Source organism: Streptomyces sp. B1I3, from assembly GCF_030816615.1.
Classification (GTDB): Bacteria; Actinomycetota; Actinomycetes; order Streptomycetales; family Streptomycetaceae; genus Streptomyces.
Genome location: NZ_JAUSYD010000001.1, coordinates 3249112 through 3272503, shown reverse-complemented (window position 1 = coordinate 3272503; position 23392 = coordinate 3249112). Strand labels below are relative to the sequence as shown.

At 71.8% G+C, this 23392-nt stretch carries 18 protein-coding genes; 12 read left to right on the top strand and 6 right to left on the bottom strand.

Annotated elements, in window-relative coordinates; genetic code table 11:
• Positions 1-8 precede the first annotated feature (8 nt).
• Entirely contained in the window at positions 9-281 is a 273-nt protein-coding gene (locus QFZ58_RS14795) for a DUF1876 domain-containing protein (protein WP_307125402.1), read from the top strand.
• A 168-nt stretch (positions 282-449) separates the two neighbouring features.
• On the opposite strand, the gene QFZ58_RS14790 is transcribed toward QFZ58_RS14795, so the two are convergent.
• On the bottom strand, positions 450-1676 hold the full coding sequence (locus QFZ58_RS14790; RefSeq protein WP_307125401.1) for a methyltransferase domain-containing protein: 1227 nt from the start codon (positions 1674-1676) through the stop codon (positions 450-452).
• 90 nt (positions 1677-1766) lie between these two features.
• Here QFZ58_RS14790 and QFZ58_RS14785 point away from each other — a divergent pair, with 90 nt between their 5' ends.
• The 3 genes from QFZ58_RS14785 to groL all read left to right on the top strand — a co-directional run bounded on the left by QFZ58_RS14785 (position 1767) and on the right by groL (position 5026).
• Positions 1767-2726, top strand: a complete 960-nt coding sequence (locus tag QFZ58_RS14785; protein ID WP_307125400.1) for a polysaccharide deacetylase family protein — start codon at positions 1767-1769, stop codon at positions 2724-2726.
• Positions 2727-2993: 267 nt separating this feature from the next.
• Complete coding sequence (gene groES / locus QFZ58_RS14780) at positions 2994-3302, top strand: co-chaperone GroES (protein WP_028439209.1); 309 nt, start codon at positions 2994-2996, stop codon at positions 3300-3302.
• Between the two features lie 98 nt (positions 3303-3400).
• Positions 3401-5026 (top strand): chaperonin GroEL, encoded by a 1626-nt coding sequence (gene groL / locus QFZ58_RS14775; RefSeq protein WP_307125399.1) that lies wholly within the window; start codon positions 3401-3403, stop codon positions 5024-5026.
• A 112-nt stretch (positions 5027-5138) separates the two neighbouring features.
• Here groL and QFZ58_RS14770 read toward each other — a convergent pair whose 3' ends face one another.
• Together QFZ58_RS14770 and QFZ58_RS14765 are read right to left on the bottom strand one after the other, a co-directional pair.
• Positions 5139-5912 carry an SDR family oxidoreductase gene (locus QFZ58_RS14770; RefSeq protein ID WP_307125398.1) on the bottom strand — a complete coding sequence of 258 codons (774 nt, stop codon included), beginning with the start codon at positions 5910-5912 and terminating at the stop codon, positions 5139-5141.
• A 102-nt stretch (positions 5913-6014) separates the two neighbouring features.
• Complete coding sequence (locus QFZ58_RS14765) at positions 6015-6683, bottom strand: MOSC domain-containing protein (protein WP_307125397.1); 669 nt, start codon at positions 6681-6683, stop codon at positions 6015-6017.
• A gap of 80 nt (positions 6684-6763) precedes the next feature.
• Here QFZ58_RS14765 and QFZ58_RS14760 point away from each other — a divergent pair, with 80 nt between their 5' ends.
• Positions 6764-7654, top strand: a complete 891-nt coding sequence (locus QFZ58_RS14760) for a LysR family transcriptional regulator (RefSeq protein WP_307125396.1) — start codon at positions 6764-6766, stop codon at positions 7652-7654.
• A 334-nt stretch (positions 7655-7988) separates the two neighbouring features.
• On the opposite strand, the gene QFZ58_RS14755 is transcribed toward QFZ58_RS14760, so the two are convergent.
• Positions 7989-8321 carry a WhiB family transcriptional regulator gene (locus tag QFZ58_RS14755; protein WP_307125395.1) on the bottom strand — a complete coding sequence of 111 codons (333 nt, stop codon included), beginning with the start codon at positions 8319-8321 and terminating at the stop codon, positions 7989-7991.
• A gap of 422 nt (positions 8322-8743) precedes the next feature.
• Between QFZ58_RS14755 and QFZ58_RS14750 the strand changes: the two genes are divergently transcribed.
• The 4 genes from QFZ58_RS14750 (at position 8744) to QFZ58_RS14735 (ending at position 13100) form a co-directional block, all read left to right on the top strand.
• Positions 8744-9355, top strand: coding sequence for a response regulator transcription factor (locus QFZ58_RS14750; protein ID WP_003948568.1), 612 nt, complete (start codon positions 8744-8746; stop codon positions 9353-9355).
• A 298-nt stretch (positions 9356-9653) separates the two neighbouring features.
• Positions 9654-10229 (top strand): sigma-70 family RNA polymerase sigma factor, encoded by a 576-nt coding sequence (locus QFZ58_RS14745; protein WP_056796454.1) that lies wholly within the window; start codon positions 9654-9656, stop codon positions 10227-10229.
• A 136-nt stretch (positions 10230-10365) separates the two neighbouring features.
• Positions 10366-11871, top strand: a complete 1506-nt coding sequence (gene guaB / locus QFZ58_RS14740) for an IMP dehydrogenase (protein WP_307125394.1) — start codon at positions 10366-10368, stop codon at positions 11869-11871.
• A gap of 104 nt (positions 11872-11975) precedes the next feature.
• Positions 11976-13100, top strand: coding sequence for a GuaB3 family IMP dehydrogenase-related protein (locus QFZ58_RS14735; RefSeq protein WP_307125393.1), 1125 nt, complete (start codon positions 11976-11978; stop codon positions 13098-13100).
• Positions 13101-13169: 69 nt separating this feature from the next.
• Here QFZ58_RS14735 and QFZ58_RS14730 read toward each other — a convergent pair whose 3' ends face one another.
• Together QFZ58_RS14730 and QFZ58_RS14725 are read right to left on the bottom strand one after the other, a co-directional pair.
• Positions 13170-13787, bottom strand: a complete 618-nt coding sequence (locus QFZ58_RS14730; RefSeq protein WP_307125392.1) for a hypothetical protein — start codon at positions 13785-13787, stop codon at positions 13170-13172.
• Positions 13788-13909: 122 nt separating this feature from the next.
• Complete coding sequence (locus tag QFZ58_RS14725) at positions 13910-15172, bottom strand: nucleotide sugar dehydrogenase (protein WP_307125391.1); 1263 nt, start codon at positions 15170-15172, stop codon at positions 13910-13912.
• A 282-nt stretch (positions 15173-15454) separates the two neighbouring features.
• Between QFZ58_RS14725 and QFZ58_RS14720 the strand changes: the two genes are divergently transcribed.
• The 3 genes from QFZ58_RS14720 (at position 15455) to QFZ58_RS14710 (ending at position 23371) form a co-directional block, all read left to right on the top strand.
• Complete coding sequence (locus QFZ58_RS14720; protein WP_307125390.1) at positions 15455-17161, top strand: glycerol-3-phosphate dehydrogenase/oxidase; 1707 nt, start codon at positions 15455-15457, stop codon at positions 17159-17161.
• Positions 17162-18054: 893 nt separating this feature from the next.
• The gene (locus tag QFZ58_RS14715; RefSeq protein ID WP_307125389.1) at positions 18055-20184 is read left to right on the top strand and encodes a serine/threonine-protein kinase; all 2130 of its coding nucleotides are present in this window, start codon (positions 18055-18057) and stop codon (positions 20182-20184) included.
• 196 nt (positions 20185-20380) lie between these two features.
• Positions 20381-23371: a protein kinase gene (locus tag QFZ58_RS14710; protein WP_307125388.1), complete on the top strand. Its 2991-nt coding sequence runs from the start codon at positions 20381-20383 to the stop codon at positions 23369-23371.
• The last annotated feature ends 21 nt before the right edge of the window (positions 23372-23392 follow it).

Below are 23392 nucleotides of genomic sequence, written 5' to 3'. Positions count from 1 at the left end.
TGACCGTCATGATGGAGACCACGGTCGGATGGCACATCGAGCTGGAGTTCGAGGAGGACACCCACCGCACCCGTGCGGCCGCACTCGTGCGGCTGAGCGACGGGAGCGAGGTGCGGGCCCACGGCTACGCCAGCCGGCACCCATCCGACGCGGAACAGCCGCGGGTCGGTGAGGAGATCGCAGGCGCCCGCGCACTCAACGAACTGGCCATGAAGCTGCTCACCAAGGCGCACGACGAGATCGACGAGGCCTCGGGCCGGACCTCGTACCCCTTGACCTGACCACCTGACCACCTGACCACCTGACCACCTGACCACCTGGCCACCTGACCACCTGGCCACCTGACCGCCTGAACCGCCTGAACCGCCTGAACCGCCTGGCCCCCTGCTACCACCTGAGTACGCGGCCGGTCCTGCCGGGGCTTCAGGGTCCCCGGCAGGCTCAGGGGCTCAGGGGCGTTTCAGCGGCTGCCCGATCAGCATCGTCGGTGCTCCGGCCACCCGCGTCAGGAAGACGGTGGCGGAGTGCGGCCCCTGGAGCTTCATCCTGCGCCGCAACTCCTCCGGTTCCACCGCCGAACCGCGCTTCTTGACGGTCAGCACGCCCACCGCGCGCTCCCGCAGCAGCGCCTTCAGCCTCTTCATGTGGAAGGGCAGCTGATCGGTGATCTCGTACCCGGTCGCGTAGCCGGAGTCGTAGGGGGCGTCACTCGTGACGTACGCGATCGTCTCGTCGATCAGCCGGCCCCCGCACCGCTCGACGACGTCGGCGACCAGGTGGGCACGGATGACGGCGCCGTCCGGCTCGTAGAGATACCGGCCGACGGGTCCGACGGGCGGCGCGGGGAGCGGGGCGGCGGCGGTCAGGGTCGCGCGGGACGGCAGGAGGGTGGCCCGGAAGGCTCCGGGACGGAAACCGTCGCCGAACCAGAGCACCGCCTCCTTCACGTCCCCGCCGTCCGAGATCCATTCGGCCTCGGCGTGCGGCCCGATCGCCTCGTGCGGCACGCCTGGGGCGATCTTCAGCGCCGCGCGGGGCGCCTTCAGGGCGGCGGCGGTGGCCCAGGAGAGCGGGGGTGAGTACGCCTCCGGGTCGAAGATCCTGCCGCGTCCGCCGCGCCGGGCCGGGTCGACGAAGACGGCGTCGTACGGGGAGGTGTCGATCTCCGTGACGTCGGCGCACCGCACCTCGACGAGGTCCTGGAGGCCGAGCGCCTGGGCGTTGGCGCGGGCGACCTCGACGGTCAGCGGGTCGCGGTCCACGGCGAGGACACCGATCCCGGCCCGGGCGAGGGCGATGGCGTCGCCGCCGATGCCGCAGCACAGGTCGGCGACGCGCCGTACGCCGCCGAGCCCCGCGAACCGCTCGGCACGGTAGGTGGCGACGGAGGTCCGGGTGGCCTGCTCCACGCCGTCGGGGGTGAAGAACATGCGGTACGCGTCGGCCGCCCCGAACTTCGCGACCGCGCGCTGCCGCAGCCGCGCCTGACCGAGCGCCGCTGACACGAGGGCGGCCGGGTGGGTGCGGCGCAGCCGGGTCGCGGTGGCCAGCTCCCGGGCGGGGTCGTGGTCGCGCAGCTCGTCCAGGAGCGCCGTGCCCTCGGGGGTGCGCAGGGCGGCGAAGGCGGCGAGCGGGTCGGCGGGCTCGGCCTGATCGGCAGGGGAAAGGGCGTTCACGGCTCCATTGTGAGCCAGCCGGGGGACGCGCCGGGTGCGGTGGAGGTGTCGTGGGAGGCGGCCGGTGCCCCGGTGGCAGGATGCGGCGCCATGCAACTAGTACGACAAAACGAAAAACCTGTCATCAAACCGCACAGAACGGCCTGTGCGGTCCTGGTCGCCCTGCTGATCGGTGCCGCCGCCTCCGGTTGCGCCGACGGTGGGGACGAAGGGGCCGCCGGCCAGGGGGAGCCGGCGGCCGGGCAGCCGGGAGCCGCCGCCGCGCAGGCGGGCCCCGCCGCGGCCGCGGCCGCTGCCGAGACGCGGGCCGAGGCCGAGCTGCTGAATCGGCAGCAGGCGGCCCGCGTCGCCGTCGCGAAGAGGTGGGGGCTGTCCGAGGTCCCGCTCACCGCGCCCGCGCCGCCTGCCGAGAAGCCGCACATCGCCACCCGCGAGGGCTTCGAGGTCGAGGGCGGGGAGGATCTGCCGCCGGTCTTCACCACCGTGCCGACCAAGGAGCGGATCGTCTTCCTGACGATGGACGACGGCGCCGAGAAGGACCCCGAGCTGCTGCGGATGATGTCGGAGCTGAACATCCCGTACAGCGCCTTCCTCAGCGACTACGAGGTGAGCGACGACTACGGCTACTTCAAGGAGATGCAGGCCCACGGGGTCACCCTCAACAACCACACGCTCACCCACCCCTACCTCCCCGGGCTGTCCGAGGAGGACCAGCGGCGGGAGATCTGCGGCTCGCAGGACAGGATCGAGAAGCGCCTGGGGAAGCGGCCCACTCTCTTCCGGCCGCCGTACGGCAACTACAACGGCGACACCCTGCGCGTCGCCAAGTCCTGCGGCATCGAGGCCGTGCCCCTGTGGGCCGCCGAGGCGTTCCCCGACCGCATGGAGTGGCGCGAGTGGGACAGGGACCTGCATCCCGGCGACATCATCCTCACCCACTTCCGGGGCCCTGACGACTGGGACGGATCCATGGCCGACATGATCCGCAACGTCATGAGGACGGTCACCGGCAAGGGGTACGCCGTGGCCAGGCTGGAGGACTACGTCTGACGGGCCGTCCGCCGTACGGAACCCTGTGCGGATCTCCGGCGTTGTGCGGGCGTGGAGCCGCCCGGCCACGCCACGCGAGGGTGGTCAATTGGCACTCCGCTTGACCGAGTGCTAATCGCAGTCATAGTCTCAGTGCTGGCACTCCCCACTGGAGAGTGCCAGCACCACTGCGACAGGGCAGGTCCGGCACCCGCGACGACGGATCCACCTGGTCGCCACCCACAGACTGTTAAACCCCGTGAGATCTCCGAAGGGGGAGACCGGATCGTGTCGACCACCAGCTCCAAGGTTGCGATCAAGCCGCTCGAGGACCGCATTGTGGTCCAGCCGCTCGACGCCGAGCAGACCACGGCTTCCGGCCTGGTCATTCCGGACACCGCCAAGGAGAAGCCCCAGGAGGGCGTCGTCCTGGCCGTGGGCCCGGGCCGCTTCGAGAACGGCGAGCGCCTTCCGCTCGACGTCAAGACCGGCGATGTCGTTCTGTACAGCAAGTACGGCGGTACCGAGGTGAAGTACAACGGCGAGGAGTACCTCGTCCTCTCGGCGCGCGACGTTCTCGCGATCATCGAGAAGTAACTCACCCACGTTTGCTTCCGTTCTGCGCCCCTGGCCCCCTGCGAAATAACTAGCCGGGTGGCGAGGGGCGCAGTTCGTTTGAGAGGACAGCTCAGCCCATGGCGAAGATTCTGAAGTTCGACGAGGACGCCCGTCGCGCCCTTGAGCGCGGCGTCAACAAGCTTGCCGACACGGTGAAGGTGACGATCGGCCCGAAGGGCCGCAACGTCGTCATCGACAAGAAGTTCGGCGCTCCCACCATCACCAACGACGGTGTCACCATCGCGCGCGAGGTCGAGCTCGACGACCCGTACGAGAACCTCGGTGCCCAGCTGGTGAAGGAGGTGGCGACCAAGACCAACGACGTAGCCGGTGACGGCACCACCACCGCCACCGTGCTCGCCCAGGCGCTCGTCCGCGAGGGTCTGCGCAACGTTGCCGCGGGCGCGTCCCCGGCCGCCCTGAAGAAGGGCATCGACGCCGCCGTGAAGGCCGTGTCCGAGGAGCTCCTCGCGACCGCCCGCCCGATCGACGACAAGTCCGACATCGCCGCCGTGGCCGCGCTCTCCGCGCAGGACGCCCAGGTCGGCGAGCTCATCGCGGACGCGATGGACAAGGTCGGCAAGGACGGTGTCATCACCGTCGAGGAGTCCAACACCTTCGGTCTGGACCTCGAGTTCACCGAGGGCATGGCCTTCGACAAGGGCTACCTCTCCCCGTACATGGTGACCGACCAGGAGCGTATGGAGGCCGTCCTCGACGACCCGTACATCCTGATCCACCAGGGCAAGATCGGCTCCATCCAGGAGCTGCTCCCGCTCCTGGAGAAGGTCATCCAGGCGGGTGCCTCCAAGCCGCTGCTCATCATCGCCGAGGACGTCGAGGGCGAGGCGCTCTCCACCCTCGTCGTCAACAAGATCCGTGGCACCTTCAACGCCGTCGCGGTGAAGGCCCCGGGCTTCGGTGACCGCCGCAAGGCCATGCTCGGAGACATCGCCACCCTCACCGGTGCGACCGTCATCGCCGAGGAGGTCGGCCTCAAGCTCGACCAGGCCGGTCTGGACGTGCTGGGCACCGCCCGCCGCGTCACCGTCTCGAAGGACGACACGACCATCGTCGACGGCGGCGGCGACTCCGCCGACGTCAAGGGCCGCGTCAACCAGATCAAGGCCGAGATCGAGTCCACGGACTCCGACTGGGACCGCGAGAAGCTCCAGGAGCGCCTCGCGAAGCTGGCCGGCGGCGTCTGCGTGATCCGTGTCGGTGCCGCCACCGAGGTGGAGCTCAAGGAGAAGAAGCACCGTCTGGAGGACGCCATCTCCGCGACCCGCGCCGCGGTCGAGGAGGGCATCGTCTCCGGTGGTGGCTCCGCTCTGGTCCACGCCGTCAAGGTCCTCGAGGGCAACCTCGGCAAGACCGGCGACGAGGCCACGGGTGTCGCGGTCGTGCGCCGCGCCGCCGTCGAGCCGCTGCGCTGGATCGCCGAGAACGCCGGCCTCGAGGGCTACGTCATCACCTCGAAGGTCGCCGAGCTCGACAAGGGTCAGGGCTTCAACGCCGCGACCGGCGAGTACGGCGACCTGGTGAAGGCCGGCGTCATCGACCCGGTCAAGGTCACCCGCTCCGCCCTGGAGAACGCCGCGTCCATCGCGTCGCTGCTGCTCACGACCGAGACCCTGGTCGTAGAGAAGCCGGCCGATGACGAGGGCGACTCCGGTCACGGCGGCCACGGCCACTCGCACTAGTACGGCTCCGTACGCCACCGAGGCCCGGTACCCCCGTCGCGGGGGCACCGGGCCTCGGTGCGTCCTGGCCCCTCGCCGCCGCGGCCGCGATCCGGGCGAGGCGAGGAGGCCGCTACCGGGGGCCGTAGGTACGGCCCGCGCGGGAGGTGACTCCGCCGAGGAGTCCCCGGGGTGTCACCTTCACCAGACCCATCATCGCCTTGTACCGGGGATCCGGCACGGACACCGTCCTGCCCCTGGCCAGGTCGGCCAGGGCCGCCGCGACCAGCTTGTCCGCGTCGAGCCACATCCAGCCGGGGATGTTGCCCGTACCCATCCCCGCCCGCTCGTGGAACTCCGTCCGTACGAAGCCGGGGCAGAGCGCCATCAGCCGCACCCCCGAACCCGCGAGGTCCTTCGCCGCACCCTGGGTGAACTGCACGACCCACGCCTTCGACGCCCCGTACGTCCCCCGGGGCAGGAAGGCCGCCACCGAGGCCACGTTGACCACTCCGCCGCGGCCACGCTCCCGCATCCCGCCCGCTGCAGCCGAGGTCAACCGGAGCACCGCCTCGCAGTGCACCTTCAGCATGGTCAGTTCATCGGCCATGGAGACGTCCAGGTAACGCCCCTTGTTGCCGAAGCCGGCGTTGTTCACCAGCAGGTCGACGGGGCTCACACGCTTCGTCAGGCGGGCCTCGACCGCCTCGATCCCGGCGTCCGTGGACAGGTCGGCCGTCAGCACCTCGGCCTCGATGCCGTGCCGGTCGTGCAGTTCCGTGGCCTGTGCGCGCAGCCGCTCCGTGTCACGGGCCACCAGCACCAGGTTGTGCCCGTCACCCGCGAGCCGCCGTGCGAAGGCGGCGCCGATCCCCGCCGTCGCGCCCGTAATCAGTGCAGTCGTCATACGCGGCACGTTAGTGCCCCGCGGGTGCGGGCGGTCGGCCCGCCCACCACCCGCCGTCCCCCGGGACCGCGGGCGGCAGGCCCGCCCGCGGTCCGCCGGCCCTCAGGAGCCGTGCGCCGCCACGTACTTCCGCGCCTGGCGCAGCGCCTCCGGATGCAGGGCCTCCCCGGCGGCCAGCAGGAGCGGCAGGAGCTCCCGCTCGGTCGTGACGGCACGGAACTGCAGCGCGGCGGTGACCTCGTGGTCCGGACGGTGCACGATCTCGACCGGGTCGCCGGCACGGATCGTCCCCGGTTCGACGACCCGCAGGTACGCGCCCGTTGCCGCCGCCCGCGTGAACCGCTTCACCCATCCCTTCTCGTCCAGATGGCCCGCGAACGTCCGGCACGGTATGCGGCCCGCGGTGACCTCCAGGACCACTCCGCCGCCGATGCGCCAGCGCTCACCGATCCTGGCGTCGCTCACCGGAAGGCCGAGGGTCGTCAGGTTCTCGCCGAACGTGCCGTTGGGAAGGGGCCGGCCCAGCTCCTTCTCCCAGGCGTCGAGCTCCTCTCGGGCGAAGGCGTACACCGCCTGGTCCGAGCCGCCGTGGTGGCGCAGGTCGCATACGGCGTCACCGGCCAGGCCGCTGCCGCCGGTGCCCTTGGGGCCGGGGTCGGTGACCGTCACCGGGCCATCGGCCGGACGCTTGTCGATCCCGGTGACCCCGCCGGGGCCGTCGGTGTTCGGGGAGGCCGTGGGGCGGCCCAGATTCACGCTCAGCAACTTCATGCCCACACGCTAACCATTCGGCCCTCAAAGCTGCCTGTGATTATTCGCCCTCCGCTGCAAGTGCCGCTTATGGTGGGAGGGTGATCGAAGCTCGTCATCTCCGTGTCCTGCGCGCCGTCGCCACCACCGGCTCGTTCTCCGCCGCCGGGCGGGAGCTCGGCTGCACCCAACCCGCGGTCAGCCAGCAGATGAAGGCGCTGGAGTCCTCGGCGGGTACACCTCTGCTGATCCGTACGGGGCGTGAGATGCGGCTCACCGAGGCAGGGCAGGCGCTGCTGCGCCACGCGTCCGGCATCCTCGCCGGGCTGACCGCCGCCGAGGAGGAGGTCGCGGCGATCGCCGGGCTGCGCGCGGGCCGCGTCCGGCTCGTGTCGTTCCCCAGCGGAAGCTCCACCCTCGTGCCGGGTGCCCTGGCCGCGCTGCGGGCCGCGCACCCGGGGACCCGGGTGTCACTCGTCGAGGCGGAGCCGCCGCGCTCGGTGGAGATGCTGCGTGACGGGGACTGCGACATCGCGCTGGCGTTCAGGTACGGGACGGCCGGCGGCGAGTGGGACGACCTGGTCGTACGTCCGCTTCTCCGGGACCGGCTGGTGGGCCTGGTGGCCGAAGGGCACCGGCTGGCGGGTGCCGAGGCGGTGGGCATCGCCGAGCTGGCGGACGAGTCGTGGATCGCGGGCTGCCCGCGCTGCAGGCGTCAGCTGGTGGAGGTCTGCGAGGAGTCCGGGTTCACGCCGCGGATCGACTTCGCCACGGACGACTACCCGGCCGTCATCGGGCTGGTCGGTGCGGGGCTCGGGGTGGCCGTCCTGCCCGAACTGGCGGTCGAGTCCGTCCGTCCCAGGGGGGCCCGAACCGTGACCGTGGAGCCCGCCGTGGAACGGGAGATCGTGGCGCTCACGCTGCCCGACCTCGCCCGGGTCCCGGCGGTGGCGGCCACGCTGGACCAGCTGTCCCTGGCGGCCGCGCGCTGACAGGGGCGGCCACGAGGGTGATCCACGGTCCGGTGGCCGGTGCGTCCGGGGGGCGTACGTCGATGGATCCGCGCGTCGATGAAATGGCGCGTCGAGGGTTCGCGCGTCGAGGGTTCGCACGTCGGTTGGGCGCGGCGGGGGTCTGCGTGGCGGGTCTGTGCGTCGAGGGGGCGCGCGTCGAGGGTTCGCATGCCGGGGGCCCGTGCGTCGGGGGTCCGCGCACACGCGGGGGCGCCGCGCGTCGCCGTACCGGTGCGCCGCGTCCGGCGGCAGCCAGGCGACACGCCAGGTGGTGCGGAAAAACGTTTCTGCGTTCGGTGGGAGGCGCAGAGTGTCAGGTGGGGCCGGGGTGTCCGTGCGGGACTCCCGAGTGGGCCGAGATCAGGCGGTTGCGGGCCCGGCCCATGAGCTCTTCGCGTTCGTCCTCGGTCAGGCCGCCCCACACGCCGTAGGGCTCCCGTACCGCGAGGGCGTGTGCTGCGCACTCGGCGCGCACGGGGCACCGCATGCAGACCTCTTTCGCCGAGGTCTCACGGGCGCTCCGGGCCGCCCCGCGCTCTCCTTCGGGGTGGAAGAACAGTGAACTGTCGACCCCGCGGCAGGCGGCCAGCAACTGCCAGTCCCACAGATCTGCGTTGGGTCCGGGAAGGCGGGAGAAATCTGCCATTGCGTGTCCCCTCGAAACCTTGCTGCATCGGAAACGGCACCCTCGACCGTCGTGACCGTCGGCGACCTGAGTCCCGACCGTACATCTACGGTGTTAGTAGATGTAAATATGACTGATTGCGAATCTAGTCATAGACGCCAGCAAAAGGGAAGAAAACCCACTAAATAGGGCATGCCTCCGGGTGAAAGTTCTGTTGACGCGTGAAGGATCCCGCGTCGCTCTCCTGTGTGTCCGGCCCCTCACTTAGAGTGCCGAACCGGAAGCTTCGGCCCGTAACTCTTTCGAGTGACCGTCGTTGATGAGGGGGAAGCGGTTGACGCAGAACGAGCTCGGGCAGATGTCCGAGGGGGTCGACCGCAGAGGTGACGACTTGTACCAGCCTGGAGGCTCAAGGTGACGCGCATCAGCTGCGGAGGACGGTCATGACATCCGTCCTCGTCTGCGACGACTCCCCGCTCGCCCGAGAAGCGCTTCGCCGCGCGGTTGCGACCGTGCCCGGCGTGGAGCGGGTGACGACGGCGGCCAACGGTGAGGAAGTCCTCCGCCGCTGGGGGGCCGACCGTTCGGATCTGATTCTGATGGACGTACGCATGCCCGGCCTGGGGGGTGTGGAGACGGTCCGGCGGCTGCTCTCGGCGGACCCCGGGGCCAGGATCATCATGCTGACCGTCGCCGAGGACCTGGACGGCGTGGCGCTCGCCGTCGCCGCCGGCGCCCGCGGATACCTGCACAAGGACGCCTCGCGCGCCGAACTGCGGGCCACCGTGACCCAGGCGCTGGCCGATCCGACGTGGCGGCTGGCCCCGCGCCGGCTGCGGTCCGCGGAGATGGGCGCGGCCCCGACGCTCACCGCGCGGGAGATCCAGGTGCTCGAAGGCATGAGCCACGGCCGCTCCAACGCCGAGATCGGACGCGAGCTGTTCCTCTCGGAGGACACGGTGAAGACGCACGCGAGGCGTCTGTTCAAGAAGCTCGGCGCCTCGGACCGTGCGCACGCCGTGGCGCTCGGCTTCCGCTGGGGCCTGGTCCGCTGATGCCGCGGCGAGGCCGGTAGCCGTACGGTCCCGTCCGCACACCGGCGGACGGGGCGACGGTGGCGGCGGACCTGCGGCCGGGCCCTCCCCACCAGCGCTGTGTGACGCTTCCCGGCCGATGCCGCATCCTTGAGGTGTGGAGTTCCTCGGGAACGATTCGGTCGAGCGGAAGGGGAGGGCGCAGGCCATGACATCCGGCGCACCCGCTCATGAGACCCGCACACCCGCTCATAACGCTTCGGTGCACAACTCGGGACGCGATGCCGCGGATCAGACGGCATCAGGGCACCATGGTCCGATGCGTGACGACGAGACGACGGTGATCGGTGCTCTGGTGCACCGTGCCGTCGACGGCGACGCGCAGGCCACGCACGACCTGCTGGCCCACGTCCACCCCCTGGCCCTGCGGTACTGCAGGTCCCGGCTGAACCGGCTGCCCGGTGATGCCCGTCACTTCGTGGAGGACCTGGCGCAGGAGGTGTGCGTCGCGGTGCTGATGGCGCTGCCGCGGTACAAGGACACCGGCAGACCCTTCGAAGCCTTCGTCTTCGCCATCGCGGGCCACAAGGTCGCCGACCTCCAGCGCGCCGCGATGCGGCACCCGGGGTCGACGGCGGTGCCCTCCGACGAGATGCCGGAGCGGCCCGACGACTCGCTCGGTCCGGAGGAGCGCGCGCTGCTCAGCAGCGATGCGGCCTGGGCGAAGAAGCTTCTCGCCAATCTTCCGGAGAACCAGCGCGAGCTGCTGGTCCTCCGGGTCGCGGTCGGGCTGACCGCGGAGGAGACCGGGCAGATGCTCGGTATGTCGCCGGGCGCGGTGCGGGTCGCCCAGCACCGCGCACTGAGCAGACTGCGCGCCCTCGCGGGGCAGTAGAGGCGGCCCGGGTGGGCCCGCACGGCATTGTGGGAAGCCACAGAACGGCTGGGTGATCTTGATCGTGGAATGAGACACCCTGCGAGCCCGTTAGCATGGACATCCGCACCGATCAAGGCCATTTGGGGAAGGTGTCATGACTGCAAACGTCGACGGAGTGCCCGAGAAATTCGCGACGCTCGGGCTGACATACGACGACGTGCTGCTGCTGCCCGGCGCGTCCGACATGGCGCCCGATCAGATCGATACCTCTTCGTACATCTCGAAGAACGTGCGGGTGAACATCCCGCTGCTCTCGGCGGCGATGGACAAGGTCACCGAGGCACGCATGGCGATCGCCATGGCACGTCAGGGCGGCGCGGGTGTCCTGCACCGCAATCTCTCCATCGCCGACCAGGCCAACCAGGTCGACCTCGTCAAGCGCTCCGAGTCCGGCATGGTCACCGACCCGATCACGGTGCACCCGGACGCGACGCTGCACGAGGCCAACGCCCTGTGCGCCAAGTTCCGCATCAGCGGTGTCCCGGTCACCGACGCGGCCGGCAAGCTCCTCGGCATCGTCACCAACCGCGACATGGCCTTCGAGCCGGACCGTGCGCGCCAGGTGCGCGAGGTCATGACGCCGATGCCGCTGGTCACGGGCAAGGTCGGCATCTCCGGCGTGGACGCCATGGAGCTGCTGCGCCGCCACAAGATCGAGAAGCTTCCACTGGTCGACGACGCCGGGGTGCTCAAGGGCCTCATCACCGTCAAGGACTTCGTCAAGGCGGAGAAGTACCCGCACGCCGCCAAGGACAAGGAAGGCCGGCTGCTCGTCGGTGCCGCCGTCGGCGTCGCCGGTGACGCCTTCGAGCGGGCGCAGGCGCTCGCCGAGGCCGGTGTCGACTTCATCGTCGTCGACACCGCGCACGGCCACTCCCGCCTCGTCGGCGACATGGTCGCCAAGATCAAGTCGAACGCCTCGGGCGTCGACGTCATCGGGGGCAACATCGCCACCCGTGACGGCGCGCAGGCGCTGATCGACTCGGGCGTCGACGGCATCAAGGTCGGCGTCGGCCCCGGCTCCATCTGCACCACCCGTGTGGTCGCCGGCATCGGCGTCCCGCAGGTCACCGCCATCTACGAGGCCTCGCTCGCCGCGAAGGCGGCCGGTGTCCCGGTCATCGGCGACGGCGGCCTGCAGTACTCCGGCGACATCGCCAAGGCCCTCGTGGCCGGCGCGGACACCGTCATGCTCGGCTCGCTGCTCGCGGGCTGCGAGGAGTCCCCGGGCGAGCTGATGTTCATCAACGGCAAGCAGTTCAAGTCGTACCGCGGCATGGGTTCGCTCGCCGCCATGCAGACCCGTGGTGACCAGCGCTCCTACTCCAAGGACCGCTACTTCCAGGAGGGCGTGGCGTCCGACGAGAAGCTGGTCCCCGAGGGCATCGAGGGTCAGGTTCCCTACCGGGGCCCCCTCTCCGCGGTGGTCCACCAGCTCACCGGCGGTCTGCGCCAGTCGATGTTCTACGTCGGCGGCAGGACGGTTCCGGAACTCCAGAACAACGGCCGCTTCGTCCGGATCACCTCGGCGGGTCTCAAGGAGAGCCACCCGCACGACATCCAGATGACGGTCGAAGCACCGAACTACAGCAGGAAGTAAGACATCAGCGCAGGTGAGGGGCGGACCGGGGTTCCCGGGACCGCCCCTCATGTGTGTGTCGGGGATACTGGTCAGCGCAGACGTAGAGGAAAGGCCACACCATCGTGACTGAGATCGAGATCGGGCGCGGCAAGCGCGGCCGCCGTGCATACGCGTTCGACGACATCGCTGTCGTGCCGAGCCGTCGTACCCGTGACCCGAAGGAGGTCTCGATCGCCTGGCAGATCGACGCCTACCGCTTCGAGCTGCCCTTCCTGGCCGCTCCCATGGACTCGGTGGTCTCCCCGCAGACCGCCATCCGCATCGGCGAGCTGGGTGGCCTGGGCGTCCTCAACCTCGAAGGGCTGTGGACCCGGCACGCCGACCCGCAGTCCCTCCTCGACGAGATCGCCGAGATGCCCGTGGAGACCGCGACCCCGCGGCTCCAGGAGATCTACTCCGCTCCCATCCAGGAGGAGCTGATCGGCCAGCGCATCAAGGAGGTGCGCGACTCCGGTGTCGTCACCGCCGCCGCGCTCTCGCCGCAGCGCACCGCGCAGTTCTCCAAGGCCGTCGTCGACGCGGGCGTGGACATCTTCGTCATCCGCGGTACGACGGTCTCCGCCGAGCACGTCTCCGGTGCCGCCGAGCCGCTCAACCTGAAGCAGTTCATCTACGAGCTGGACGTCCCGGTGATCGTCGGCGGCTGCGCCACCTACACCGCCGCCCTGCACCTGATGCGCACCGGCGCGGCCGGCGTCCTCGTCGGCTTCGGCGGCGGCGCGGCGCACACCACGCGCAACGTCTTCGGCATCCAGGTCCCGATGGCCACCGCGGTCGCCGACGTGGCCGGTGCGCGCCGTGACTACATGGACGAGTCCGGCGGCCGGTACGTGCACGTCATCGCGGACGGCGGCGTCGGCTGGTCCGGCGACCTGCCCAAGGCCATCGCCTGCGGCGCGGACGCCGTGATGATGGGCTCCCCGCTGGCCCGTGCCACGGACGCTCCCGGCCGTGGCCGGCACTGGGGCATGGAGGCCGTCCACGCGGACGTGCCGCGCGGCAAGCTGGTCGACCTCGGTTCCGTCGGCACGACGGAGGAGGTCCTCACCGGCCCCTCGCACAACCCCGACGGCTCGATGAACATCTTCGGCGCGCTGCGCCGGGCGATGGCCACCACGGGCTACAGCGACCTCAAGGAGTTCCAGCGCGTCGAGGTGACGGTCGCGGACTCGCAGCACCGCCGCTGACGCTTCCCGCACACGCAGGAGGGCCCGGACCGCACCTGCGGTCCGGGCCCTCCCGCGTGCTGCTGCCGGTTACGCGCCCCGCTTGGCGCCACCGAAGGCGGCGATCGGGCCCAGGGCCAGGAAGAGGTACGTCATGAAGTCGGCCTCGTCCTTCCAGATGTCCACGACGTCACCGAAGTGGTCGAAGAAGACCTCGGAGAAGCCGACGCCGAGACCGTCCGCCAGGATCATCGACATGCAGACGAGCTGGCCCAGGTAGACGGCGCCCAGGGAGAAGACGGCGCTGACGACCGCGACGGCCGGGTTGGCCCCGCCGACCTTGCTCGCGGCGAAGCCCACCAGGAAGCCGACACCGACGGCTGCGTAACCGACCTCGCGCTCGATCGAGCCGGCTATGACGCCGTAGAGGATCGCGGCGACGATCGCGGTGCCGAGGGCGGCCAGTACACCGAGGCCGAGGTTGTTCCGGGAGACCGGCGGGGCGGAGGGGAAGGTCATCCCGCCACCGAACTGGCCGGCCGGCTGCCCGGGCTGCTGACCGGCGAACGGGTTGCCCGTCGGCGCACCGGCCTGCTGGCCCGCGTACGGATTGCCCGGCTGCTGCGCCGCGTACGGGTTCCCGTCGGTCGGCTGCCCGCCGCCGTACGGCTGCTGGGGTGGGTTCGGCGGCTGAACGGGCTGGCTCATGGTGGATCTTCCCCCTGGGACGGTGACGCGCACAACTGTGCGAGAAGTGACGCCGCAGGCTAGCAGTCCATACCGACACGGCCCACCGGAATCCTTGCGGGCGTCGGCCCCGGCGGCATCCCCTACAACCGGTGCGCGGCTCCCGCCGGGGTGGCTCCCCGCGTGTCCAGGAGGAGCTGGGCCTTCACGGCGAGGCCCTGGAGGTCGTACGTACGGTGGTGCTGGAGCAGCACCGTCAGGTCGGCCCCGGCGGCTGCCTCGTAGAGCGAGTCGGCGCGGGGGACAGGTTGTTCGCGCACACGCCAGTCCAGGACGTGCGGGTCGTGGAAGCCGATCTGGGCACCCATGTCCAGGAGCCGGGTCGCGATGTCCCGGGCAGGCGAGGCCTCCTGGTCGGCGAGGTCCGGCTTGTAGGTGACCCCGAGAAGCAGCACCCGGGCTCCCCGGACCGACTTGCCGTGTTCGTTCAGCAGGGTGGCGCAGCGCTGGATCACGTAGCTCGGCATCCGGTCGTTGATCTCCTTGGCCAGCGAGACCATGCGCAACGGGTGGCCCGGGGTGCGGCTGTTGTACGGGAGGTAGCCGGGGTCGACGGGGGCGCCATGTCCGCCGACGCCGGGGCCGGGACGGAACGGCTGGAAGCCGAACGGCTTGGTCTCGGCGCACCTGATGACGTCCCAGAGGTCGACGCCGAGGTCATGGCAGAGCACCGCCATCTCGTTGACCAGCGCGATGTTGACGTGCCGGAAGTTGGTTTCCAGGACCTTGGTCATCTCGGCCTCGCGTGGCCCCCGGGCCCGGACGACCTTGTCCGTGAGGCGGCCGTAGAAGGCGGCGGCCGACTCGGTGCACGCGGGTGTCAGGCCGCCGATGACCTTGGGGGTGTTGGCGTAGACGTGGACGCGGTTGCCGGGGTCGAGCCGGCCGGGGGAGTGGGCGAGGTGGAAGTCGCGCCCGGCGCGCAGGCCCGAGCCCTCCTCCAGGAGCGGCCGTACGACGTTCTCGGTGGTGCCGGGCGGCACGGCGGATTCCACCAGGACGGTGGTGTGCGGGCGCAGCCGGGCGGCGAGGGCGCGGGCCGCTTCGGTCACGGCGCGGAGGTCGAGGGTGCGGTCGGGTCCGAGCGGGGTGGGGGCGCAGATCGCGGCGGTCCGCACCCGGCCCAGTTCGGCCGGGTCGGCGGTCGGTCTGAAGCCTCCGGAGAGCATCCGGCGGATGTCCGAGGCGCTGAGGGATCCCTCGACCGGCGTATGGCCCGCCGACAGTTCCGCGTAGGGGCGTGGGTCGGTGTCGTAGCCGACGGTGTGGATGCCGGCGCCGACGGCCGCTTGGGCGAGGGGCAGGCCGAGGTGACCGAGTCCGATGACAGCGAGGTCTGCGGGCATGTCGAGGGCCGTCCTTCCCTGGGGCCTTTCGGCGGGCACTGGGGCCAACACCAAGAAGTCAGAAAGCGCAACCGCTGGGGGCAGCGCTCTGTCAGAATAGGCGTAAATATGACCTATATGTCGCATTCTGTGTCTCTCGTCGACCGGGTGTTGTCCACAGGCGGTGGCTGAAGTCGTGGACCCCGGACAGAATCGAGTGGTGGGCACGGGCGCCCGGCTTCCCGGCCGGCCCCGCTTCCGCGCCGTAGCACCCCGATCCACGAGGAGTACCGGGAGGCAGCAGTGAGGACAGCGACACTGGGACCCGCGGAGCGCGCCGAGGCGCTGGCCGCGATGGCCGAAGGCGAACTCGACGTGTTGGTCGTGGGCGCGGGCGTGGTAGGCGCCGGGACGGTGCTCGACGCGGTCACCAGAGGACTTTCGACCGGCCTGGTCGAAGCGCGTGACTGGGCGTCCGGGACGTCCAGCAGGTCGAGCAAGCTGATTCACGGTGGGCTGCGCTACCTCGAGATGCTGGACTTCGCGCTCGTACGCGAGGCGCTCAAGGAGCGCGGACTGCTCCTGGAGCGGCTGGCCCCGCATCTCGTGAAGCCCGTCCCGTTCCTCTACCCCTTGCAGCACAAGGGGTGGGAGCGGCTCTACGCGGGCTCCGGCGTCGCCCTGTACGACGCGATGTCGATTTCCTCAGGCCACGGCCGCGGGCTGCCCGTGCACCGGCACCTCTCCCGCCGCCGCGCCCTGCGGGTCGCGCCGGCCCTGAAGAAGGAGGCGCTGGTCGGAGCGTTGCAGTACTACGACGCCCAGATGGACGACGCGCGCTACGTGGCGACACTCGTGCGCACGGCCGCGGGCTACGGCGCACACGTGGCGAACAGGGCGCGCGTGGTCGGTTTCCTGCGGGAGGGCGAGCGGGTCGTCGGTGCCCGCGTGCAGGACGTCGAGGGGGGCGGGGAGTACGAGGTCAAGGCCAAACAGGTGGTCAACGCGACCGGTGTGTGGACGGACGACACCCAGGCGCTGATCGGTGAGCGCGGTCAGTTCCACGTCCGGGCGTCGAAGGGCATCCACCTCGTCGTCCCGAAGGACCGCATCCACTCCTCGACCGGGCTGATCCTGCGCACGGAGAAGTCCGTCCTCTTCGTGATCCCGTGGGGCCGGCACTGGATCGTCGGCACGACGGACACCGACTGGGACCTGGACAAGGCGCATCCGGCCGCGTCCAGCGCCGACATCGACTATCTGCTCGAGCACGTCAATTCGGTGCTGAACACGCCGTTGACGAGGGACGACGTCGAGGGCGTCTACGCCGGGCTCCGGCCGCTGCTGGCCGGCGAGTCGGATGCCACGAGCAAGCTCTCGCGCGAGCACACGGTGGCCCATCCCGTGCCGGGGCTCGTCGTCGTCGCGGGCGGCAAGTACACGACGTACCGGGTGATGGCGAAGGACGCGGTGGACGAGGCGGTGCATGGGCTCAACACCCGGGTGGCCGACTGCGTCACCGAGGACGTCCCGCTGCTCGGCGCCGAGGGCTACCGCGCCCTGTGGAACGCCCGTGCCAGGATCGCCGCCCGCACCGGGCTGCACGTCGTCCGGGTGGAGCATCTGCTCAACCGGTACGGCTCGATGGCCGAGGAGCTCCTGGAGCTGGTCAAGCGTGACGCCTCGCTGGGCGACCCGCTGGCCGGGGCGGAGGACTACCTGCGCGCCGAGGTCGTCTACGCCGCCTCGCACGAGGGAGCCCGCCACCTCGACGACGTCCTGACGCGGCGCACCCGCATCTCCATAGAGACCTTCGACCGGGGCACCCGGTGCGCGCGGGAGTGCGCGGACCTCATGGCGCCGGTGCTCGGCTGGGACACCGGCCAGATCGAGCGGGAGGTCGAGCACTACCGCAAGCGTGTGGAGGCGGAGCGGGAGTCGCAGCGGCAGCCGGACGACCAGACGGCGGACGCGGCGCGGCTGGGGGCGCCGGACATCGTGCCGATCTGACGGAGCGCCGGGCGCCGCCCGGCAGGTGCGGCGGGACTCCGTGTTCGGCAGTTCCGCTCACCGGCCGGGGCGGGAGGCGCGTCGTGCCGAAACCGGATGGTGAGGACGTGCGGGCCGTCGCGGGTGGCGGCGGCCCGCACGTGTCTGCCGACACGCTGGACGACCGGCCGGAGCAGGGCGTGGATGGTGCCGGAGTACGCGTCCGAGCCGGGCCGGGTCACCGGGCGGGGTGCCACGGCCGGACGGACGGCACCGGCCGGCGGCGCCGGGGGTGAGCGGCTGGGGGCGGACGGCCCGGCGCCGCCCGTGACGGCGGGATCCGGTGGCGGGTGGCGCCGCGCGCAGTCGTACGGGCCGCTGGTGTGCGTCGGCAGATCGCGCACGGAGTCGCGGGCGCTGTCGTCGCGACTGCCGAACTCCAGGCCCGGCAAGCGGTCCTCGACGCCGGTCGGCAGCCGCAGCCCGCCGTCGTGGGCGGGCAGGCCGGAGGACGGCCTCCACCGTGCACGTCCTGCTGACACTGCCCTCCCGTCACGGGTCGTCCGGCGCCCGATGCCGGGCCCCGCCGACGCGCAGGTCTCCTCCCGTTCGGGCGAGTTGGGACGGCCCGGGGAGGCGGCCGGGGGAGACCCGCCCTCGACGGCGAGCAGGGAAAGGGAGGACGATGCGGGGGTGCGGTGTGGTTCGCTGGGCAGGCTCGTCGTTCCCGGGTGGGCCGAGCCGGTAGCGGCGAGGCGCAGGCGAGCGCACGGGGACGGGCGCGGGGACGGGCACGGCCACGGGATCCTTCCTCCGGCCACATCACGGCCGACCCCGGACCCGGGACCACGACCGGTCCCGGGGTAAGGGACAATGAACGCTCTGCCAGGGCGGGTTGATCGCAGAGGGGACGCATGTCGGAGGCGGAGCAGGCACGGGAGCCCCAACGGGACAAGGACGGACGTCTCCTCGCGGGGCGGTACCGACTCGGGGAGGTGCTCGGCCGGGGCGGCATGGGCACGGTCTGGCGTGCTGCCGACGAGACGCTGGGCCGCACGGTCGCGGTCAAGGAACTGCGGTTCCCCTCGGCCATCGACGAGGACGAGAAGCGACGGCTGATCACGCGCACGCTGCGTGAGGCGAAGGCGATCGCGAGGATCCGCAACAACAGCGCGGTGACGGTCTACGACGTGGTCGACGAGGACGACCGGCCGTGGATCGTCATGGAGCTCATCGAGGGCAAGTCGCTCGCCGAGGTCATCCGCGAGGACGGGACGCTGACGCCGAGACGGGCGGCGGAGGTCGGCCTCGCCGTCCTCGACGTGCTGCGCTCCGCGCACCGCGAGGGCATCCTGCACCGCGACGTGAAGCCGTCCAACGTACTGATCGCGGAGGACGGCCGGGTCGTCCTGACCGACTTCGGAATCGCCCAGGTGGAGGGCGACCCGTCCGTCACGTCGACGGGCATGCTCGTCGGCGCCCCCTCGTACATCTCCCCGGAGCGTGCCCGCGGGCACAAGCCGGGACCGCCCGCCGACCTCTGGTCCCTCGGCGGACTGCTGTACGCGAGCGTGGAGGGCTGCCCGCCGTACGACAAGGGCTCGGCCATCGCCACGCTGACCGCCGTGATGACGGAGCCGGTCGACCCGCCGAAGAACGCGGGCCCGCTCGAGGAGGTCATCTACGGCCTGCTGGTCCGGGATCCCGAGCAGAGGCTGGACGACGCGGGGGCGCGCGTTCTGCTGAACGCCGTGATCAACGCGCCGGAGCGGCCTGCCGAGCCGCCGGCCGACCGGACCCAGATCATGGCCCTGCCCACGATCAGCGGACCCAAGAGCGGCGGCAAGAAGGCGTCCGGTACGTCCGGTACATCCGGCGCGGGTGCGGCGGGTGCGGCGGGTGCGGCGGGTGCGGCGGGTGCCGCGGGTGCCGCCTCTGCCGGGGCGGCCGGAGCGGGCGCCGCCGGCGGTGCCACAGGCGGCTCCCCGGCGGGTTCCGCTTCCGGGGCGGGCGTCGGAGCCACCGGCTCGGCGGCCCCCGCCGGGCCGGCGATCCCCGCCGCTTCCGCCTCAGCCTCTTCCGCTGGGGCCTCCGGCCCGGGGCTGGGGGAGAGCACGCGGGAGCGGCTTCGAGGCGCGCTGCGCTCCGTACGGAACGCGAAGGCCCCGGTGGCCACGGCCTCCGCGTCCGCCTCCGCGCCGGGCGGACCGCCACGGCCGGCGGGCCAGCCGGCCCCGATCCGCGCGTCGATCACCGACGTCGTGCCCCGCCGCACGCTGGCGGTCATCGCCGGTGTCGTCGTACTGGCCGTGCTGGGCACGGTCCTGGCGCTCACCCTCGGCGACGACAGTGCGGGCGATCAGGGAGGCAAGGCCACCGGCGGCACCACCGCGTCGGCCGGATCGACGTCCGGCGGCGGCACGGACACCGGCAGCGGATCGGGCAAGGGCACGGACAGCGGCAAGGACAGCGGCGGCGACAGCGGTACGGGCGACGGCGCGAAGGGAGGGCAGGGGGAGGACAAGGGCCAGGCGTCCGACGACCCCTCACCCGCTCCGGAGAGCGACGCCCCCGGCACGGGCGCGCTGCCCGCGGGCTACAAGAAGGTCACCAACAAGCAGTTCCACTTCACCGTCGCGATGCCCGAGACCTTCTCGTTCGACAAGGTGGCGGGGGCGAACTCGGGTGCCATCTACAACACCGACGGTGGCTTCCCGCGCCTCCAGGTCGACTACACCTCCTCCCCGAAGGACGACGCCGCCGATGCCTGGAAGTCAGCTGTGTCCTCCGTCAGGGGTTTCAGCAACGGCTACAGGCACATCCGTATAAAGACCGTCGAGTACAACGGCTACCCGACGGTCGCCGACTGGGACTTCTCACGTATCCAGGACGGTATGCGGGTCCAGGTCCTCAACCGGGGCTTCAAGGCCGACGCCACCCACGGGTACTCCATCATGATCAGTTGCAAGCAGAGCGAGTGGGACGGCGCGGAGTGCCGGACGCTGCGTGAGACGGCGTTCGCCACCTTCGGGTCCACCGACTGACGGGGGTGCCCGGCCGGGCTGAACACAACGGCCGGGTTGGCCCGACCCGACCGCGTGGCCGGCACTTGCCACGTATCGTGAGAGGCCATGGACCGTACGCAGCCGGAATCGTGGGTCAACTGCACCGCAAGTGACCGCAATTGATGGTTCGACACGGTCTCCGTGACCAGGAGACCGTACGCTCTGGGGAGGCCTCGTGGACGACTACGCGGGTCGGGTACTCGCCGACCGCTACCGCCTTCCGCTGCCTCCGTCCGATGCGTACGAACTGGCGGAGACCCGGGCGTTCGACACCTACAGCGGGCAGGAGGTCCTGGTCCGCCAGGTGCCGTTGCCGGAGGTCGTGGACGCCGAGGTGATCGACGCCGACGGATCGGCCGCGACGGCCAGGCGCGCCACCGGCCGGGCGGTGCGGCGGTCCACGGACCCCGCCGTCCGGCGGGCGATCGAGGCCGCGCAGGCAGCGGCCCAGGTTCCCGACCACCCACGGCTGGACCAGGTCTTCGACGTCTTCGCCGAGGCGGGATCGCTGTGGATAGTGAGCGAACTGGTAGCCGCCCGGCCGCTCGCGGCGCTCCTGGCCGAGCGCCCGCTCAACCCGTACCGCGCCGCCGAGATCGGCTCCGACGTGCTCACCGCCCTGCGGGTGCTGCACGCGCACGGCTGGACCCACCGCAACATCACCATCCGCACCGTCCTGGTCTGCGACGACGGCCGTGTCGTGCTGACCGGTCTGGCGGCCGGCGCCGCCGAGGAGGCGCTGTGCGGGTACGTGCCCGTGCCGCAGCCCGACGACGAGGGCGCTTACGGGGCTCCGGCGGTCGAGACGGGCCCCACCGGCCCGTACGAGCCGCCGTCGCAGCCGTCGCTACCGGACGCGCTGCCCGGCCCGGAGGGAACCTCCGCGGGAGTGCCTGCCGCACGCCCTCAGGCGGAGATCGAGGCGGTGCGCCCGCCGGAGGAGGACGGGGACCGGGGCCGGCAGGAGCTCGTCCCCAGGCCCGCGCCTCCCGCCGTCCCCGTGGCGGAGCCCGGGGCGGGCAGCGCGGCGCAGCTGCGTGCCGCCCGCGCCGGAGCGATCGCCGCCTACCGCGCGGGCGCCCGCGCGGCGGCCCGGGCCAACGAGGGCCTGCCGCGCGACGCCGTCCCGGGGGGCGGCCGACCGGGCGAGGACGAGCCCCACGAGGACCCGTCGCGCACGGACCGGGCGTATGAGGGTCCGGCGTACGTGGACCGGCCGCATGCGGGTCCGGCGTACGTGGACGAGCCCCACGAGGACCCGTCGCGCACGGACCGGGCGTATGAGGGTCCGGCGTACGTGGACCGGCCGCATGCGGGTCCGGCGTACGTGGACGAGCCCCACGAGGACCCGTCGCGCACGGACCGGGCGTATGAGGGCCCGGCGTACGTGGACCGGCCGTCCCAGGCCCGGCCCCAGGAGGAGTCCGCCGCGCCCCCGGCCGCCGGGGAACGCCCGCGGCCGGCCGGTCCCTGGGGCCCGGCGGCCGAGGCCCCGTACGCGGCGATGTACGAGGCCGGAGACGACGAGGACTACGAGGACGAGGGCGACGGGGACGACGACGGCCCCGAGGACGGGGAGGGTCCCGGCGGCCTCCTGCCCCCCGGCCGGCGTGTCCACCTCGCCGGTACCTGGGGGGACGGCCCCGGCGCCGGCCGCTCCGTGCCCGCGGGCGGCTCCGCGGGCTCCGGCGAGGACGCGCTGCGCGCCGACTCCCGGCGCATGGGCAGCGGGCCCGTGGAGCGCCAGGACAGGCTGCCGCAGCCGGTGGCGGCGCGGGGGGCTTCGGGCGGATGGGACGCGGTCGTCGCCACGAACGGTGACACCCCCGCCTACCGCGGCCCCGCCACTCCCCTCGCCGCCGAACGCGCCCGGCAGGCCCGCATCGCCGTGGTCGGCGCCGTCACGGAGCGGTGGGCACCCGAGCAGGCCGGGCCCGTCCACGACAACTGGCAGCTGGCCCCGCCCATCGGCCCATCGACGGACCTGTGGGCGCTCGGCGCCCTGCTCTACCGCGCCGTGCAGGGCCACGCGCCCTACCCGGAGGAGAACGCGGCCGAACTCGTCCAGATGGTCTGTGCGGAGCCGCCCGCGTTCGCGGAGGACTGCGGCCCGCTGAGGCCCGTCGTCGAGTCGCTGCTGCGTCAGGACCCGACGGAGCGGCCCGATTTCGAGGAGCTGCGCGGCTGGCTGCGCTCCCTGGTGCGCTCGGCTCCCGAGCCGGAGGCGGGCACCGACGTCGTGCCACTGCCACCCGCCGACGTCACCCGCCTGCCGGTCGTGCGCCGCAGGGGCGAGCTGGTGCGCAGGCGCCGGGGGCGCGGGGCGGCGCACGGCCGGCACCGGCAGGGCAGGCCGCAGCGGTACGAGAAGCCGGCGCGCGCCCCGCGGGCACCCAAGGAACCCAAGGTGCTGCGCCGCCAGGCACCGCCCGTCCGGCAGCCGGACGGGCGAACTCCGCGACGGCTGGGCCGGCTCCTGCTCGGACTGATCCTGCTGCTGCTGGCCGCTGTCGTGGTCTACGCCGTGATGTTCATGCCCGAGGAGGGCTCCCCCTCGGGGGCGAGGTCAGGGGCGCCCCGGCCCTCCGGCTCGGCCCCGGCCGCACCGGCCGAGCCGGAGCCCGAAGCGAGCGGGTCGGCCGGCGCGTCCACCGGTTCCGATGGCTCCTCGGGCTCGCAGCAGCCGCAGACCAGCCACTCCGCGGCCACGCTCGCCCCCGGACATGCGCTGCGCAAGGACCCGGAGGGCTTCGAGATCGGAGTCCCGAAGGAGTGGCAGCGCAGCCCCGCCAACGCGGACCGTCAGATCCGTTACGGCAGCGACGGGTTCAGCGTGCTGATCGTGCCCGGGAGGGACACCGTCAAGGCCAACGGCACCGACCCGCTGGACTATCAGCGCAGCAGCGAACCCGAACTGAAGCCCTTCCGGGAGTCCAGCTGGGCCACGTCCACCGGCCTGCGCCGGGTCGACGTCGGCCGGCAGGCCATGGCCGAGGGGCAGTTCACCTGGCAGGAGAGCGGCGGACGCGAGGTCTACGTCCGCAACATGGTCATGATCGTGGACGGCAGGTACCACATCATCCAGGCGATCGGCCCGGAGAGCGAGCGTGACAAGGTGTCCGATCTCTACGAACAGGCCATCTCCACCTACCGCGTGACTTCTTGACCTTTTGTCGGCACTCGCGAC

Excerpts from the sequence above, each read along its gene's own strand:
- QFZ58_RS14730 (WP_307125392.1), bottom strand. The coding sequence starts at position 13,787 with ATGAGCCAGCCCGTTCAGCCGCCGAACCCACCCCAGCAGCCGTACGGC.
- QFZ58_RS14745 (WP_056796454.1), top strand. The coding sequence starts at position 9,654 with ATGCGTGACGACGAGACGACGGTGATCGGTGCTCTGGTGCACCGTGCC.
- QFZ58_RS14755 (WP_307125395.1), bottom strand. The coding sequence starts at position 8,321 with ATGGCAGATTTCTCCCGCCTTCCCGGACCCAACGCAGATCTGTGGGAC.
- groL (WP_307125399.1), top strand. The coding sequence starts at position 3,401 with ATGGCGAAGATTCTGAAGTTCGACGAGGACGCCCGTCGCGCCCTTGAG.
- QFZ58_RS14770 (WP_307125398.1), bottom strand. The coding sequence starts at position 5,912 with ATGACGACTGCACTGATTACGGGCGCGACGGCGGGGATCGGCGCCGCC.
- QFZ58_RS14750 (WP_003948568.1), top strand. The coding sequence starts at position 8,744 with ATGACATCCGTCCTCGTCTGCGACGACTCCCCGCTCGCCCGAGAAGCG.
- QFZ58_RS14725 (WP_307125391.1), bottom strand. The coding sequence starts at position 15,172 with ATGCCCGCAGACCTCGCTGTCATCGGACTCGGTCACCTCGGCCTGCCC.
- QFZ58_RS14785 (WP_307125400.1), top strand. The coding sequence starts at position 1,767 with ATGCAACTAGTACGACAAAACGAAAAACCTGTCATCAAACCGCACAGA.
- QFZ58_RS14795 (WP_307125402.1), top strand. The coding sequence starts at position 9 with ATGATGGAGACCACGGTCGGATGGCACATCGAGCTGGAGTTCGAGGAG.
- QFZ58_RS14715 (WP_307125389.1), top strand. The coding sequence starts at position 18,055 with ATGTCGGAGGCGGAGCAGGCACGGGAGCCCCAACGGGACAAGGACGGA.
- QFZ58_RS14765 (WP_307125397.1), bottom strand. The coding sequence starts at position 6,683 with ATGAAGTTGCTGAGCGTGAATCTGGGCCGCCCCACGGCCTCCCCGAAC.
- guaB (WP_307125394.1), top strand. The coding sequence starts at position 10,366 with ATGACTGCAAACGTCGACGGAGTGCCCGAGAAATTCGCGACGCTCGGG.